Annotated in this window: 9 protein-coding genes; 2 read left to right on the top strand and 7 right to left on the bottom strand. The window is 70.7% G+C overall.

Annotation, left to right across the window (positions count from 1 at the left end; genetic code table 11):
• Positions 1–37: 37 nt before the first annotated feature.
• Entirely contained in the window at positions 38–3,094 is a 3,057-nt protein-coding gene (locus ACIBKY_RS35035; protein ID WP_397103528.1) for an AAA domain-containing protein, read from the bottom strand.
• A gap of 85 nt (positions 3,095–3,179) precedes the next feature.
• Positions 3,180–6,602 carry a trypsin-like peptidase domain-containing protein gene (locus ACIBKY_RS35030; protein ID WP_397103527.1) on the bottom strand — a complete coding sequence of 1,141 codons (3,423 nt, stop codon included), beginning with the start codon at positions 6,600–6,602 and terminating at the stop codon, positions 3,180–3,182.
• A gap of 48 nt (positions 6,603–6,650) precedes the next feature.
• On the opposite strand from ACIBKY_RS35030, the gene ACIBKY_RS35025 reads away from it, so the two are divergent.
• Both ACIBKY_RS35025 and ACIBKY_RS35020 read left to right on the top strand, forming a co-directional pair.
• Positions 6,651–6,971 (top strand): CU044_2847 family protein, encoded by a 321-nt coding sequence (locus ACIBKY_RS35025; protein WP_397103526.1) that lies wholly within the window; start codon positions 6,651–6,653, stop codon positions 6,969–6,971.
• A 53-nt stretch (positions 6,972–7,024) separates the two neighbouring features.
• On the top strand, positions 7,025–8,248 hold the full coding sequence (locus tag ACIBKY_RS35020; protein WP_397103525.1) for an MFS transporter: 1,224 nt from the start codon (positions 7,025–7,027) through the stop codon (positions 8,246–8,248).
• Position 8,249: 1 nt separating this feature from the next.
• Here the strand turns inward: ACIBKY_RS35020 and ACIBKY_RS35015 are convergent, their stop codons facing one another.
• The 5 genes from ACIBKY_RS35015 to ACIBKY_RS34995 all read right to left on the bottom strand — a co-directional run bounded on the left by ACIBKY_RS35015 (position 8,250) and on the right by ACIBKY_RS34995 (position 12,908).
• Positions 8,250–9,014 carry an NAD(P)-binding domain-containing protein gene (locus ACIBKY_RS35015; RefSeq protein WP_397103524.1) on the bottom strand — a complete coding sequence of 255 codons (765 nt, stop codon included), beginning with the start codon at positions 9,012–9,014 and terminating at the stop codon, positions 8,250–8,252.
• A 156-nt stretch (positions 9,015–9,170) separates the two neighbouring features.
• The gene (locus ACIBKY_RS35010) at positions 9,171–9,659 is read right to left on the bottom strand and encodes a hypothetical protein (RefSeq protein WP_397103523.1); all 489 of its coding nucleotides are present in this window, start codon (positions 9,657–9,659) and stop codon (positions 9,171–9,173) included.
• Positions 9,656–11,383 carry an alpha/beta hydrolase gene (locus ACIBKY_RS35005; RefSeq protein ID WP_397103522.1) on the bottom strand — a complete coding sequence of 576 codons (1,728 nt, stop codon included), beginning with the start codon at positions 11,381–11,383 and terminating at the stop codon, positions 9,656–9,658. The genes ACIBKY_RS35010 and ACIBKY_RS35005 overlap by 4 nt, the downstream gene beginning before the upstream one ends.
• Before the next feature lie 132 nt (positions 11,384–11,515).
• Positions 11,516–12,349, bottom strand: coding sequence for a DUF72 domain-containing protein (locus tag ACIBKY_RS35000; protein ID WP_397103521.1), 834 nt, complete (start codon positions 12,347–12,349; stop codon positions 11,516–11,518).
• Between the two features lie 10 nt (positions 12,350–12,359).
• Complete coding sequence (locus ACIBKY_RS34995; RefSeq protein ID WP_397103519.1) at positions 12,360–12,908, bottom strand: TetR/AcrR family transcriptional regulator; 549 nt, start codon at positions 12,906–12,908, stop codon at positions 12,360–12,362.
• Between the last annotated feature and the right edge of the window lie 2 nt (positions 12,909–12,910).

Genomic DNA, 12,910 nt, shown 5'->3' with positions numbered 1-12,910 from the left:
GGAAGGGTGAGCGGATCGTCCAATGACGCCGCCGCGTTCACGCTGGTGGGAGCCATCGTTGCACCAGGTGGCGAGGGATGGTGGCGTCGACGTGCCACAACTGGCGGGCCGGGTCCCACTTGGCGCGCATCCCGGCGTCTCTGGCCAGTTGCTTGAGTTCGTCCTTCTCCTGGCGGGACACATCGAGATAGAGGCGGCCGTCGGCCACGACGCCCGGGGCGACGTGGCCGTCATCGGGGCTCCTCGGAGGAGGCGTCCTTGGTGGCCAGGGACGGGCCGGACGCTCCATGCGGGCGCGGTCGACGATGCTCCGGACTCGTTGGCAGCAGGTCGGGTCGGTGATCCGCATCATCAGGTCGGTGGGGCCGATGTTCGCCAGGAGGTTGAGCGAGCCGTGCCACAGCACGGTCTCGTCGAGGATGAGTACCTTCTCGTGCATGCGCTCGCGCAGGGTCACCTGGCATCCGGCGGCGCGAAGTTCGCCGACGAGGTCTTCCCGGCGTGAATCCTGGGATTGGTCGCGGGTATGGACGGTGACGTCGACACCGGCCTGTACGCGGGGGATGAGGTGACGCAGCCAGGTCCGGACGGGGGCCGGGTCGAGGAAGGCGCAATAGATCTCGATGGATCGCCGGGCGCGGGCGATATCCCAGGCGACGGCACGCGGCACCTCGTCGGCGGGGAAGAACGCGGGCCGGGCCAGTTCTTCCTCGGGTAGCCCCGCCAGGTCGGCCGCGCTGCGGAACGGCACGAGATCGTCCACCGACAGCCGTTGGGCGTGCCGTTCCAGGTGATCGAGCATGCGGGCGGCTTCGCCGGCCGGGTTGAGTTTGGCGTGGAGGAACCCCGTGTCGGCCACCACGATGAGGTGGTCCTGCGCCCGGCTGAGGGCGACGTTGAGCAGGCGGCAGGTGGAGGAGGAGAGGCCGAGTCCCTCGTAGAAGAAGCCGGCCTTGCTTCCCCCGCCGGCGACGGTGTCGATGATCACAAGCGGGCGCTGGCTGCCCTGGAAACGGTGGACGGTGTCGACGAGCCCGTCGTACTGCTGGCCGAAGCGGTAGGTCAGGCTGGCTTGGAGCGCTTTCACCTGCGCCTTGTACGGGGCGATCACGGCCACCCGGCTCGTGGGCTGCTCGTCGGCGGGCAGGTCCGTCCATTTGCGGGCAGGCAGGATCCGGTCGTACTGCAGGCCGCGGATGAGTTCGTGGATGACCGCCTCGTGCACGGAGTTGGTGGTGTGCGCGCCGGCGCGGTACTCGGGGTTGGGCAGGCGGCGTGTGGTGGTGTCGACGAGGATGAGCGGCCCGCCCAGGAGCGGGGAGCCGGGAAGGCGTCCGCGATCTCCCCGGCCTGTGCGCAGCGGTGCGTCCGGATAGGCCACGGTGTTCACGATCTCGCAGATCGCCTGGCGCATCCGGTACTGCCTGTCCAGGCAGACCATGCGGGGATCGGCGCGCTGGGCCGTACCGGAGATGTCGACGAGCCCGGCCAGGCTGAACGGATCGCGGTCCATCCACAGCCGGGCATGCTCCTGATCGCCTGGTGAGGTGTCGCGGTCCGACGAAGCCCTGGTGACCGCGGGCAGTTGCCGGAAGTCGCCGGCGAGAATGAGCCGACGGGTGGCGAGCCCGGCCGCGCACCATGCCGAGGGCGTGTTGACCATCCCGGCCTCGTCGATGATGACGACGTCGATCGCGTCCATGAGTTTGCGTGACTGCACCGCCTTGGCCACGGTGGTGCCCATGATCCGGCAGTTCGCGCGGACCACGTCAGCGATCTTCCGGAGCTCTGCCTGGAGCTGCGACAGCTGCTGCCGCCACTGGTCGACGACGCGTTGGAGCGGGCCGGGGGGCGGGATCGCGCGCAGGCGGGTTCGCAGGGCGAGCAGTTCGGTCTCGGTCCTGGCCGCCTCGGCCGCGTAGTGTTGCCGGGCGTCATGAGCGGTGCGAAGTTGCTGGTCGAGGGCGGTCAGCTCGTGCCGGCCCGCCGATCGCATCCGGCCCAGGTTGTCAAGCTTGTCCTGCTTCCGCTTGGCGAAAAGACCGGAGGGCGTGCCGAGGTCGCGGATCTCGCGGTCGATGTCGCCGATCGCGGCGTCACGTTGCCGGATCTGCCGCTGAAGGGAGCCGACGTGGCGATCGGCCTCGTCACGCTGGGCGCGGAGGTTCGCGAGCCGCGTCTCGGCTTCCGCCGCGTCAGCGTGTACGGCGAGATCCCGGCCCGCCGCCTCCAGGCGCTCACGGATATCGGTGATCCGCGTGGTGAGCGCGGTGGACAGCCGCTGCGTGATCCGGGTCGGGTCGATCTTGTCGCCGAACCCGGCTGCCAGCGAGGCCAGCTCGATCTCTCCGGCACGTTGCACGAGCCCCGCGTCGAAGCCGTCCTCGTCCGACAGCAAGGTGCAGATCCGTTCCAGCGCCTGATCGACGGCCACCTTCGTCGGCGCGACGAACAGCACCCGCAACCCCTGCCGGTAGCAGCCTTCGGCGATGCAGCCGACCACGTCGGTCTTTCCGGTGCCCGGCGGGCCCCAGATGAAGGTCAGGTCGCTGCCGAGTGCCTGCTCGACCGCGCGCCGCTGCTGGTCGTTGAGCGAGCGCTCCCGGTACTTGCGGATGAAGCGCTCGGGGGTCGCGCAGCGGTCGATACGCGGGCGCCCCTGGCCGGTCAGCCAGCCCGTGGCGGTCAGGTTGACCGGGGAGTTGCTCCCGGCGGCCGACTCAAGCCTCTCGACGACGGCTTCCCATCCGGCCGTCTCGTCCTCGCGTAGCCGCGCGTTGCCCGGCTGTCCGCCGAGGTCGGCCACGGTTCGAACCCTGACCCTGCCATCCGGCATACGCTGGACCTCGGCGGGCTCCCAGGCACCGCGAGAGCTGGACAGGCGGATCAGCTGCCGCTCCCCGGCGAATCTGTCCTTCCACGCCTTGCAGGAGAACAGATACTCGTGTCGCTCTCCCTGCTTTCCGGTCCTGCGTCCGGCCGACAGGGACAGCTTCTCCCCGTCGCCGTCGCCACGCAGCTCGGCGGCGACCTCCAGACGTACGGCACGCAAAAGCTCTTCCACGGGGAACGGCTTGCGCTGCGGACCTGTCATCGTGCTCCCGGGGTGAGGAGATCAAGATGGCCGTGCGGATCAGGACCTTACCCACGCCGGGCCCGGTACGCACTCGACCACATGTTCAGGGGCAGAGCGGGTCGGTGTGGGCGCCGTCCGGCACCAGCTTCTTGACCTCGTCGGACTCGGCGTTCAGCTCTCCGTACACCCTGCACAGGTGAGCCAGCTCCGCCTCGACGCCGGGAGAGGCGACCTGGGCGCCCCGCGCCGCCATCGTGGCGAGCCGGTCGGTGGCGCTCTGCCCGCCCGCGGGCAGCAGTAGCCCGATCTGGTCCGCGGCGACCAGGGCGAACCCATCGCCCACCGGGAGCAAGGTCCGCCATGCCATGGGCAGGCGGAGCTGTCCTGCACGCCGCCCGCCGGGAATCGACCAGCGGGTGACCCGCTGCGCGTCGCTCAGCTGGGCGGCGAAGGCCTGCATGTCCTCCAGCGACAGGCTGCTCGGCTGGGCGACCGGGAAGTCGAGCCAGGTGTCGTGGAGGGTGGATCCGGTGGCGTCGAAGGCGGGCGAGCCGACCAACTCCGAGAGGCTCATGTCGTCCAGCCGGGTGATCTGCCCGCCTGTCCCGGTGTCCCAGACGAGGAAGGCCGGCTGCTTCTCACGCTCCTCGAACGCCGCCACCCGGCGTCCGTCCGCGCTCATCGTGACGATGGAGCTCGCCAGGCTCTCGTGCAGCACGGTGGTGGCGCCGTCGACGGCCAGGCGAAGCAGCCGGTGGCCGGTCGCGTTCTGCTTTCCCGCCTTCGCGCCGGCGGAAAAGACCAGATGTCCGAGTACGGCCCCGCCCGGGACGAGCCGGAAGAACGAGATCGAGTCGGTGGGACCCACCCGCAGCGGCACCGCTGGCAGCGCCTTGCCGCCGGGCAGGTCCCAGCGCTTCAGGCTGGTCTTTCCCGCCACGGTCGTGACGAGCCCGACGCTCCGTCCCTCCGGATCGATGGAGAGCCCTCCCGGTACGACGTCGTCGGGCAGGACAAGGGCGAAGGCGGTGGCCATGCGGGCGAGGTCGGTGACGACCAGGCAGGTACGCACCACGGTGAAGGCTTCGTGCGCGGTGGGCGAGTCAGGCACCTTGATCACGCATCTGCCGTCGGGCACCCGGCTGTACGGAGTGACCTCGATTCTGGCGGTGTAGGTGGCGGCGGCGTAGCGGCCGTCGGCGCTGAGCGCGATGTGGTTCGCGCTGCCGGCGCCCTCGCCGGGCAGCGTCACCGGGTACGCGGTGCCGTTGCCGAGCCGCCACAGGACGACTCTGCCGTCCGGGGAGCGGGTGAGCAGCGCCCGGCCGTCTGTACTGATTTTTCCGGACAAGCTGCCGCCTGGGCGGGCCTCCCCTTTGAAGGAGACGAGGCCGACCGAGGTGTCGGGGATGATCCGGGCCAGCGGCAGGGCGTCGCCGTACAGCTCGTGGATCTTCTTGCGGGTGTCCGATGTGTCTCGTGTCCTGTGGGCACGGATGGCGAGCTGGGCGGCGCCGTAGGGGTCGGTGGCGGCTCGTTGCTCGGCCCGTTCGAGCAGAGTCTGCGCGGCGTTGGCGGAGACCGCGCCGCTGAGCGGGATCCAGACGGCGAGCCCGGCCGCCACCACCACGGCCAGACCGGCCACACGCCGCCGTCTGACGGATCGGCGCCGCCGTACGCCGAGCCCGATGAACTCCCGCTCCTCCTCGCTCAGATCGTCGGGCCGCTCCCTGAGGCGGCGCAGCGCGTCGCCGAGGTCCGCGCCGGCGAGCAACCTGGCGGGCAGGCGGTCGTGCTGCCGCCAGAGCACGATCCGCCGGCGCAGTGATTCCTGCCAGAGCCGGAACTCACGGGCTTGTCCGGCGAGTTCCCGCAGCCGGGTCCAGCGCGTGACCAGCGCCTCATGGACGAGGTCGGCGCGGCGTCCCTCCTCCACGACGACCAGGCGGGAGACGGCGAGGCGTTGCGCCACCGCCCACTGCGCCGCGTCGAGTTGCTCGCGCGGCGCGCTCCGCCGGGTGATCTCCTGGCCCTCCGGGTCCGGGCGGGTCAGCTGGATGAGCAGGCGCTCGGCGTCGCGCCGCTCGCCCGCGGTCAGCTCCCCCCAGACCTGCTCGGCGAAGCGGTTCAGGCCTTCGCGCACTCCGCCGATCTCTTCGTAGGCCTGGTGCGTCAGCTTCCCGCCCGACTGGCGTTCCCAGAGCTGGGCCAGGGTGAACTGCAGCAGCGGGAGCCGTCCCGGCCCCACCCCGAGGTCGTCCAGGAGCCGGACGGCGAGACCCCGCTCATAGTCCACCAGCGGGATCCGCGTGATCGGTTCGAGCACCGCGTCACGCAGGCCGCGGGTGGAGAGCTCGCCCACGTTGACGGTGCGCTCCCCCGCCGCGAGCGGTGCGAGCTCCGCGTCGCGCAGGATCGGGGTCAGGTAGTCGGTCCGTAGCGCGGCCAGCACCCCGAGCGCGGAGTTCGGCCGCTCGGCGTGGAGCAGGGCCCGAGCGAAGGCGGTACGCTGCTCCGCCGGTGCGGAGAGCACCTCCTCCAGCTGGTCCACGACCAGGATGAGCCGGGATGCGCCGCGCTGGTCGAGAACCGCGCTGACCAGCTCCGGCATGGCGCCGTGTTCCAGGTGCCCGGCGAGCTCGTCGGCCCGGGTGAGACGGCCGGCCGGATCTCCCCGGCTCAGCGCGAGGGCGAGCGCGTGCAGGGGGCTCCGTCCCTGTCCCGGCCGGAACAGGGCGACCGCCAGGCCGTGGAGGCGCGGGATCACGCCCGCCTGGATGATCGAGGACTTGCCGACGCCGGACGGCCCGGTGACCGTCACGACCGGCCGTTCCGCGACGAGCCGGGAGATCCGGCCGACCTCGTCCGAGCGGCCGTAGAAGCTGGCGGTGTGCTCGGGGCCGAACGGCAGCAGCCCGCGGAAGGGCGAGAGCGGCCGTACGGCGTCGCGTAACCCCGGCCACGCCTCCAGCAGTTTGGCGGTGGGGATGAGGTAGCCGCTGCGCGGGCCGCCCGTCCAGGCCGCGACCACCATGCCGACGACGTCGCCGCGATCGAGGTGCCAGGCGGGAGTGCCGGAGAACCCGCCTTCTATGGGGAACCGGCTACCCTCCTCGACGTCGACCTGGAGCCAGCCTTGCGACTGGGAGCCGCGGAGCACACCCACGCTCCACACCCCCTGCTCCTTGCCGGCGGGAAAGCCGAGCATGGCGACCCGCTCGCCGAAGGAGGCGTGGTCGACGAGCGGCGCGGGCGCCACGTCCACGTTCCGGCCGAGGCGGAGGACGGCGACATCGCGTTCCCCGTCCCAGAGCATGATCTCGGCGTCGAGCCGGGCGCCACCGGTCAGGAAGGCCACCGGGACGCGGCCCTCCGGCGGGGGATCGAGCTCGAACTCGAGGCCGGCGGCGAGGCTCACCACGTGGGCCGCGGTGATCAGATGCTCGCCGGTCACGGGGAAGGCGGCCCCCACCGGCCGCCCATCCCGGCTCAGCACACCGGCCACGCTCGGGGCGCTCGTCCGCATGCGAACCACGCTAAGCCCAAACGGCTTGGCTTGCCGTACGCTCCCTTCGTGACCTACGTGGAGATACCGCTGGACGGCGGCGGCAGGCTGGTCGTCGAGGTCGAGTCCGCCGAAGCCGAGGAGATCCAGCGGGCGGGTCGCGCCGGCCGTGCCCTCCGCCAGGCCGGCGGCACGCTGCAGGCGGCGATCACCAGCGTGACCCCGGCCGTGGAGAGCATCGCGCGCAAGCTGCGCGACATCGAGAACCCGCCGGACCGGCTGGAGCTCACCTTCGGTATCAAGATCTCCGGCGAGGCCGACGTGGCCATCGCGAAAACCTCCTCGGAGGCGCAGTTCCAGGTCGTCCTCGAATGGGGACAGGCCGGCTGACACCGGAAAACACATTGCCGCAGGTAAGCAATGATAAGTATGGTTTTGCGCTCGTGATCAGAGTGGTGGAACGGGTCCTGCCGGCCCGGCTGGGGACAGGGTTCCGATGGTTGCTCGCGTCGAGCTGGCTGACGAACCTCGGCGACGGGCTCGCGGCCGCCGCCGGGCCGTTGCTGATCGCGACGTTGACCCGCGATCCGCTGATGATCTCACTGTCGGCGCTGGTGGGCTGGGCCCCGCAACTGCTCTTCAGCCTCTACGCCGGGGTGCTGTCGGACCGGCATGACCGGCGCCGGATCGTGATGATCGCGAACCTGGCCCGCGCGGTGGTGCTCGCCGTGCTCGTCGTCCTCCTGGCCACCGGCACGGTGACGGTGGTGACGGCGCTGATCATGTTGACGCTCAGGGCCGTCGCCGAGGTGTTCGCCGACAACGCGACGGCCACGCTGACCCCGACGATGGTCGACCGGGACGATCTCGTGGTCGCCAACGCCCGCCTGGGCACCGGATTCATCACCCTCAACCAGCTCGCCGGGCCGCCGATCGGCGCCGCGCTGTTCGCCGTGGGCTACACCTGGCCGTTCGCCAGTCAGCTGCTGCTGGTGCTGGCGGGAGTCCTGCTGGTCAGCCGGATCAGCCTGCCGCCCCACGGCCGCCAGGCCGGCGACCCCAAGCCCGACACGATACGCGAGCTCGTCGCCGGGTTCAGATGGACCATCAAGCACGCCGCGGTACGCACGCTGGCGCTCACCATCCTGATCTTCAACTTCACGTTCGGCGCCGCCTGGTCGGTGCTCGTGCTCTATGCCCAGGACCAGCTCGGCCTCGGTGACATCGGCTTCGGCCTGATGAGCACCATCAGCGGGATCGGCGGTCTCATCGGCACCGCGCTGTACGGCACCATCACCCGCAGGGTCAGCCTCGGCGCGCTGATGCGGATCGGGCTCATCATCGAGACCCTCACCCACCTGGGGCTGGCGCTGACCCATTCGCCGTGGGTGGCCGGGGGCATCTTCCTGGTCTTCGGCGCGCACGCCTTCATCTGGGGCACCACCTCGGTCACCATCCGCCAGCGGGCGGTCCCGCGTGAGCTGCAGGGCCGGGTGGGCGCCGTCAACACCATCTGCGTCTTCGGCGGCCTGGTGGTCGGTTCCCTGATCGGCGGCATCCTGGCCACCGGCTTCGGGGTGGCGGCGCCGTTCTGGTTCGCCTTCGCCGGCTCCGCGGTCTTCGTGGTGCTGCTGTGGCGCCAGCTCCTGCACATCGCCCACGACTAGGCTATTGGAGACGGGCGAGCAGATCGTCGAGGACCTTGCCGAGGGCCGCGGAGTTGGCTTCGGTGAACCAGGTGGTACGGACGCGTTCGTTGCTCCCGTTCGGGGTCTCGTGATCGGCCGCGAGCCGGCTCAGGGAGCGTGCCTCGTCGCTCAGGCTGCGTCCGACGCCCTGGAAGAGGCTGCGAACGTAGCGGTCCGCGACCCCGTCCGGCACGCCGTGGCCGGCGGCCCACGACGTGAGCGTGGCGAGGTAGGAGTAGTGGGTGGTCAGCGTCCCGGTCAGCGCGGAGAAGACGTTGAAGGCCGCCTCGTCCCCGACCGGGAGCGCCCCGCCCAGCCGCTCGAAGAGCGCGTCCACCTCCGGGTGCGAAGGACACGTCACGGTGACCGAGTCGCGTTCGCGCACGGGCGGCAGCGGAATGGCCCGCACCACGGGGACGTCGGTGTCGAGCATCCGGCGCAGATCGTCGATGCCGACACCGGCCATCACGCTGACCACGATCTTGCCCGCGTCCACCCGCAGGCCGGCCAGCGCCTCCTGCCGGTCGTAGGGGCGTACGGCGATGATGACCAGCTCGGAGCTGTCCAGCACGGCCTGGTTGTCCGCGCACACCCGCACACTGTCGTAGGACGAGGACAGCTCCGCGGCCGTGCGCGCTCCCCGCGGGGAAAGAAACACCTCGGGCGGCTCTCCGGCTCCCTCACACAGCCCTACCACGATGGCCCGGCCGATCTCGCCCACGCCGATGATCCCGATGCGCTTCATGACGTCTTCCTTCGTGTGCCCAGCCCGTCCAGCACCAAGGTACGGGACCCTCCCCCGCGGCGACCGAAGAGGCCGGCGGCCCCGTCAACCGCACCCGGTCGGGGAGAGAACGACAGGCAGAACCACTGGTGATCATTCTCAGCCACCGCTGTTCCGTTACCGCACGGGACGCTCCGGTGTTCCGTCGGGCCAGACGCAAGTGGAGGTGGACGCCAGAAAGAGGTTGTCTCCCGTCACCCAGGTGAGGGCGAGAATGAAGCCGTCGGGCCGCGATTCGCCACCGATGCTGGGATGACCGACGTCCAGACCGCCGGTCGACACGATGCGATGCCCTTGAGCCTCCCAGTGGGCGCGAACCTGGCGCGCGATTTCCAGGTTCGCTGCTTTGGGGATATCTCGTAGCCAGTAGGCACGGTTGATACTGATCCTGCCCGGAGATTCATTCTCATGCGTGCACGCAGCCGGGCCAGTGCCGTGGGCGATGAGTTCGAGACGAGGCGTGGGCGTGAGGGCGGCGGCGGTATCACGAATGAGCTTCTCGACGCGCATTGTTGCCTGAGCCTGAGTGATGGTGGGTGAACTCATTGTGCATCCTGCGAGGAGGAGGGCCGGTAGAAGAGCGAGGATTCGCAGCAAGGTGATCACCTGTTCTGCTCCGGCGCCAATTCGGGCATCAGGAGCTGCGGGCTTTTGCTGAGGGGCTCGGGCTGATCGAGTTCGTCGTACTGCCCGTTGATGAGGCGGCCCATGTTTCGCACCGAGACGGAGTCACGGTCCCAGTAGCTGCTGTGGGCCGAGGTCCAAACGTTGCGGCCGACGGGGAAGCGGCGGGCGCCGAAGGACGCGTCTCCTGGGTCCGCCCCGAAGCTGCCCAATGCGGTTACCGGGTCGCCGCCGGCCTCGCCTACCCAGACGTGGTTGGGGTCGAGGCCCAGTTCGCTGGCGTGGTTGACGCCGACGCCGGGGCTGCCGACCAGGATGAGGTCGTCGGCCAGGCGGCCTGGGCGGAGGGTGGCGGCTTGGCCGCTGGTCAGGGAGCCGTAGCTGTGGCCGATGACGACGGCGCGGGCCGTACTGGATGGGTGGTGGGAGGCGCGCAGGCCGTCGGTGAAGGAGGCCAGGGCGGCGGCGCCCTTCGCGGCGGCGGCTGCGAAGAGTACGGATTTGCCGGGGTCGAACAGTCCGGGGTCGATCTGGGGTGCGTCGTAGCCCAGCCAGGTGATGGAGGCTGTGGATGTTCCGCCTCCGGTTACCGCTGCCTGGCGCCAGAGGGCTCGGGCGCGTTCCAGGTCTCCGTGGGCGGCGTCCAGTCCGGAGGTGAGGCCGGAGACGTTGGTGACGGTGATGTCGGCGGTGTCGGGGTCGCCCCAGGAGATGATCAGTCTGCCGTTGCCGGTGAGGTCGAAGGCGAGCAGCAGTGGACCCGGGTAACCGGGGCGGGGCCGGAGTTCCTGCTCGATGAGTCGCACGCGGCGGAGCTGGTTGGCGATCTTCTCCCAGGCGCCCAGGTCTTCGGGGTGGTCGACGGCCGCCTTCTCCAGCTGTGTGGTGAGGCGGGCCTTTTCCGCGCTCAGCCAGTGGCGGTTGGCCTGGTCGCGGACGGCCGCGGGCAGGCCGTTGAGGTTGCCGAATCCGGGGAGGGTGGTCGGTCGCGGGTCTTCTGGCAGGGCGTGCCACCAGGCGTTCACGCGGGCGGCCAGGCTTGCGTCCTGTCCCCCTTCCTGTACGGCCAGCAGCGCGCCGACCGCCCCGGCATCTCCCGCGGCGACCTGGTTCAGGAGCCGGCGCACGCGGCCGGAGCCGGGGGCATGGTCGCCGAACAGGTCGTACGCCGCCAGCCCGGCGGGAAGCGTGCCCCAGGGGACGGATCGCTGGATACGGGACAGGCGCCGCCGCAGGTCCCGGCCGCTTTCCACAGACCAGCCGGCCACCTGGCCGAGGGCGTGGCCCGGCTGGGCGGACAGGCCGTGGCCGGTCAGCTCGGATCCCAGGCGGGCCCCGGCCGTCGCGAGGGTGTGGCCCGCGTGGTCGAGGGCCGATACCAGCGTGGTCATCGCGTGCGGGTCGATTCCACGGAACGCGCCTGCCGGGGCGCTCGCGCCGGTCGGTGAGGTGGTCACGGCGGGGATGGTGAGGTTCGGTCCGCCCTGCCGTACGACCAGGTCGCCCAGGGCGCGCATCGCGACGGACAGCGAGGACTGGAGCCTGGTGCGGTGGCCGGTGAGGTCGGCCGTGAACGCCGTGGCGCCGCCCCCGACCCAGGCGTGGGCGTGCATCAGCCGGGCGGCGGTGTCCAGGGCGGCGTGGTGTTCGATGGCCAGGGCCGTCACTCGTTGGAAGGCTGCCAGCGCCGCCGCGTACTCCGCCATGACCGGCCCAGGATGGCAGGCCGGGCGCCTCTTCCTCAGGCGGTCAGCGGCTTGTCCGGATTCCTGCGCCTTTCACCCGGCGATGCCATCACGGACACACCCGGCTCCGCGTGACAAGAAAAGGCTGATCGGTCAGAACAGGGTGAGCGGCGGCTCGTCGGCCACCGGCTCCGGCAGCGGGGCGAGGCCGGGGAGCTGGGCGCGTACCTCGTCGTGGAAGCGGCGGGCCAGGGTCAGCGCCTCGGCGTTGTCGGGGGTGTGGATGAAGACCGTAGGTGATCGTCCTTCGCGCAGCCAGGCCGCGGCCGTCTCCACCCAGAACCGCCAGCCTTCGACGGTCCTGGCGGTGTCGTCGCGGCCGAGGTAGCGGACGATCGGGCGGCCGGTGAGGGCGTGCGAGCGGCGCGGAACACGGGGTTTCTTGGTCCACGCGTCCCGCTCGGCGTCGCTGACAGGCGGGCTATCGAAGAGCGTGACGGTGTCGAACGGCACCCATTCGGCGTCCAGGCCACCCAGCAGCCGCTCCAGGTTCCCGGCGGACGGGGCGTGGTCGAAGAAGGCGCGGTGCCGTACCTCGACGGCGTATTTGTGAGCGGCGGGCATGCGGCGCAGGAACGTGGCCAGCACGCCCAGGTCGGACGGGGAGAAGGAGCCGGGCAGCTGCACCCACAGGGCGTGGGCGCGGGGGCCGAGGGGCTCGATGGCGTGCAGGAAGGCGCGGACCTGGTCGCCGACGTCTCCGAGGCGGCCTTCGTGGGTGATCGTCTTGGGTAGCTTGACCACGAAGCGGAAGTCGGCAGGGGTCTGCGCCGCCCAGGTCTCGACGGTGGCGCGGGACGGCGTGGCGTAGAAGGTGGTGTTGCCTTCGACCGCGTTGCACCGGGAGGCGTAGGAGCCGAGCCGCCCGCCCTGCGGAAGCCCCCAGCGGGCATGACTCCACATCGCGCATCCCACGTGTAGATCCATATATCCGACGTTACCGGTCCAGGTACGCTTCCAGGCCGCCGATCAGCAGGGTGACGGCGTCGTCGAAGGCGTCGGGACGGACGCCGCCGGTCGACTCGGAGAAGATGAAGCCGCTGACGAACGAGGTGAGGATCTCGGCCGTCCGCGGCAGTTCCTCCTCCGGGAGTCCGGCCATGCGCAGGAGGCGGTCGAGCACCTCCCACAGCCCGCCCTGCTGCCTGCTCATCACCTCGGGGTTGCTGAACACGTACTGCCACAGCGACGGCTGCCGATGGGCCAGGTCCCGGTAGGCGTGGCCGAGCGCCCGCATCTGGTCCTGCCACGGCGAGCCGTCGTCGGGGGGTGTCGCGAGCTGGCCGGCGGTCCTGAGGCAGAGCTCGTGGATCAGGGCCTTCTTGTTCTCGACGTGGTGGTAGACCGACATGGGGTTGACGTCCAGCTCGGCGGCGAGCTTGCGCATGGACAGGCCCTCAACGCCGCCCGCGTCTATCAGCCGCCACGCCGCGGCGTAGATCTCTTCCGGAGTCAGAGGGGCACCCCTCCGCGCGCTCACTGCCATAC

This window comes from Nonomuraea sp. NPDC050394 (assembly GCF_044459065.1).
In the GTDB taxonomy this organism is placed as follows: Bacteria; Actinomycetota; Actinomycetes; order Streptosporangiales; family Streptosporangiaceae; genus Nonomuraea.
The sequence above is the reverse complement of the archived record's forward strand: the minus strand, read 5'-3'. Positions and strand labels throughout refer to the sequence as shown.

What these genes read in the sequence shown, in the direction of transcription:
- ACIBKY_RS35035 (WP_397103528.1), bottom strand. Translation starts at nt 3,094, where the DNA reads ATGACAGGTCCGCAGCGCAAGCCGTTCCCCGTGGAAGAGCTTTTGCGT.
- ACIBKY_RS35030 (WP_397103527.1), bottom strand. Translation starts at nt 6,602, where the DNA reads ATGCGGACGAGCGCCCCGAGCGTGGCCGGTGTGCTGAGCCGGGATGGG.
- ACIBKY_RS35015 (WP_397103524.1), bottom strand. Translation starts at nt 9,014, where the DNA reads ATGAAGCGCATCGGGATCATCGGCGTGGGCGAGATCGGCCGGGCCATC.
- ACIBKY_RS35005 (WP_397103522.1), bottom strand. Translation starts at nt 11,383, where the DNA reads ATGGCGGAGTACGCGGCGGCGCTGGCAGCCTTCCAACGAGTGACGGCC.
- ACIBKY_RS35000 (WP_397103521.1), bottom strand. Translation starts at nt 12,349, where the DNA reads ATGGATCTACACGTGGGATGCGCGATGTGGAGTCATGCCCGCTGGGGG.
- ACIBKY_RS34995 (WP_397103519.1), bottom strand. Translation starts at nt 12,908, where the DNA reads ATGGCAGTGAGCGCGCGGAGGGGTGCCCCTCTGACTCCGGAAGAGATC.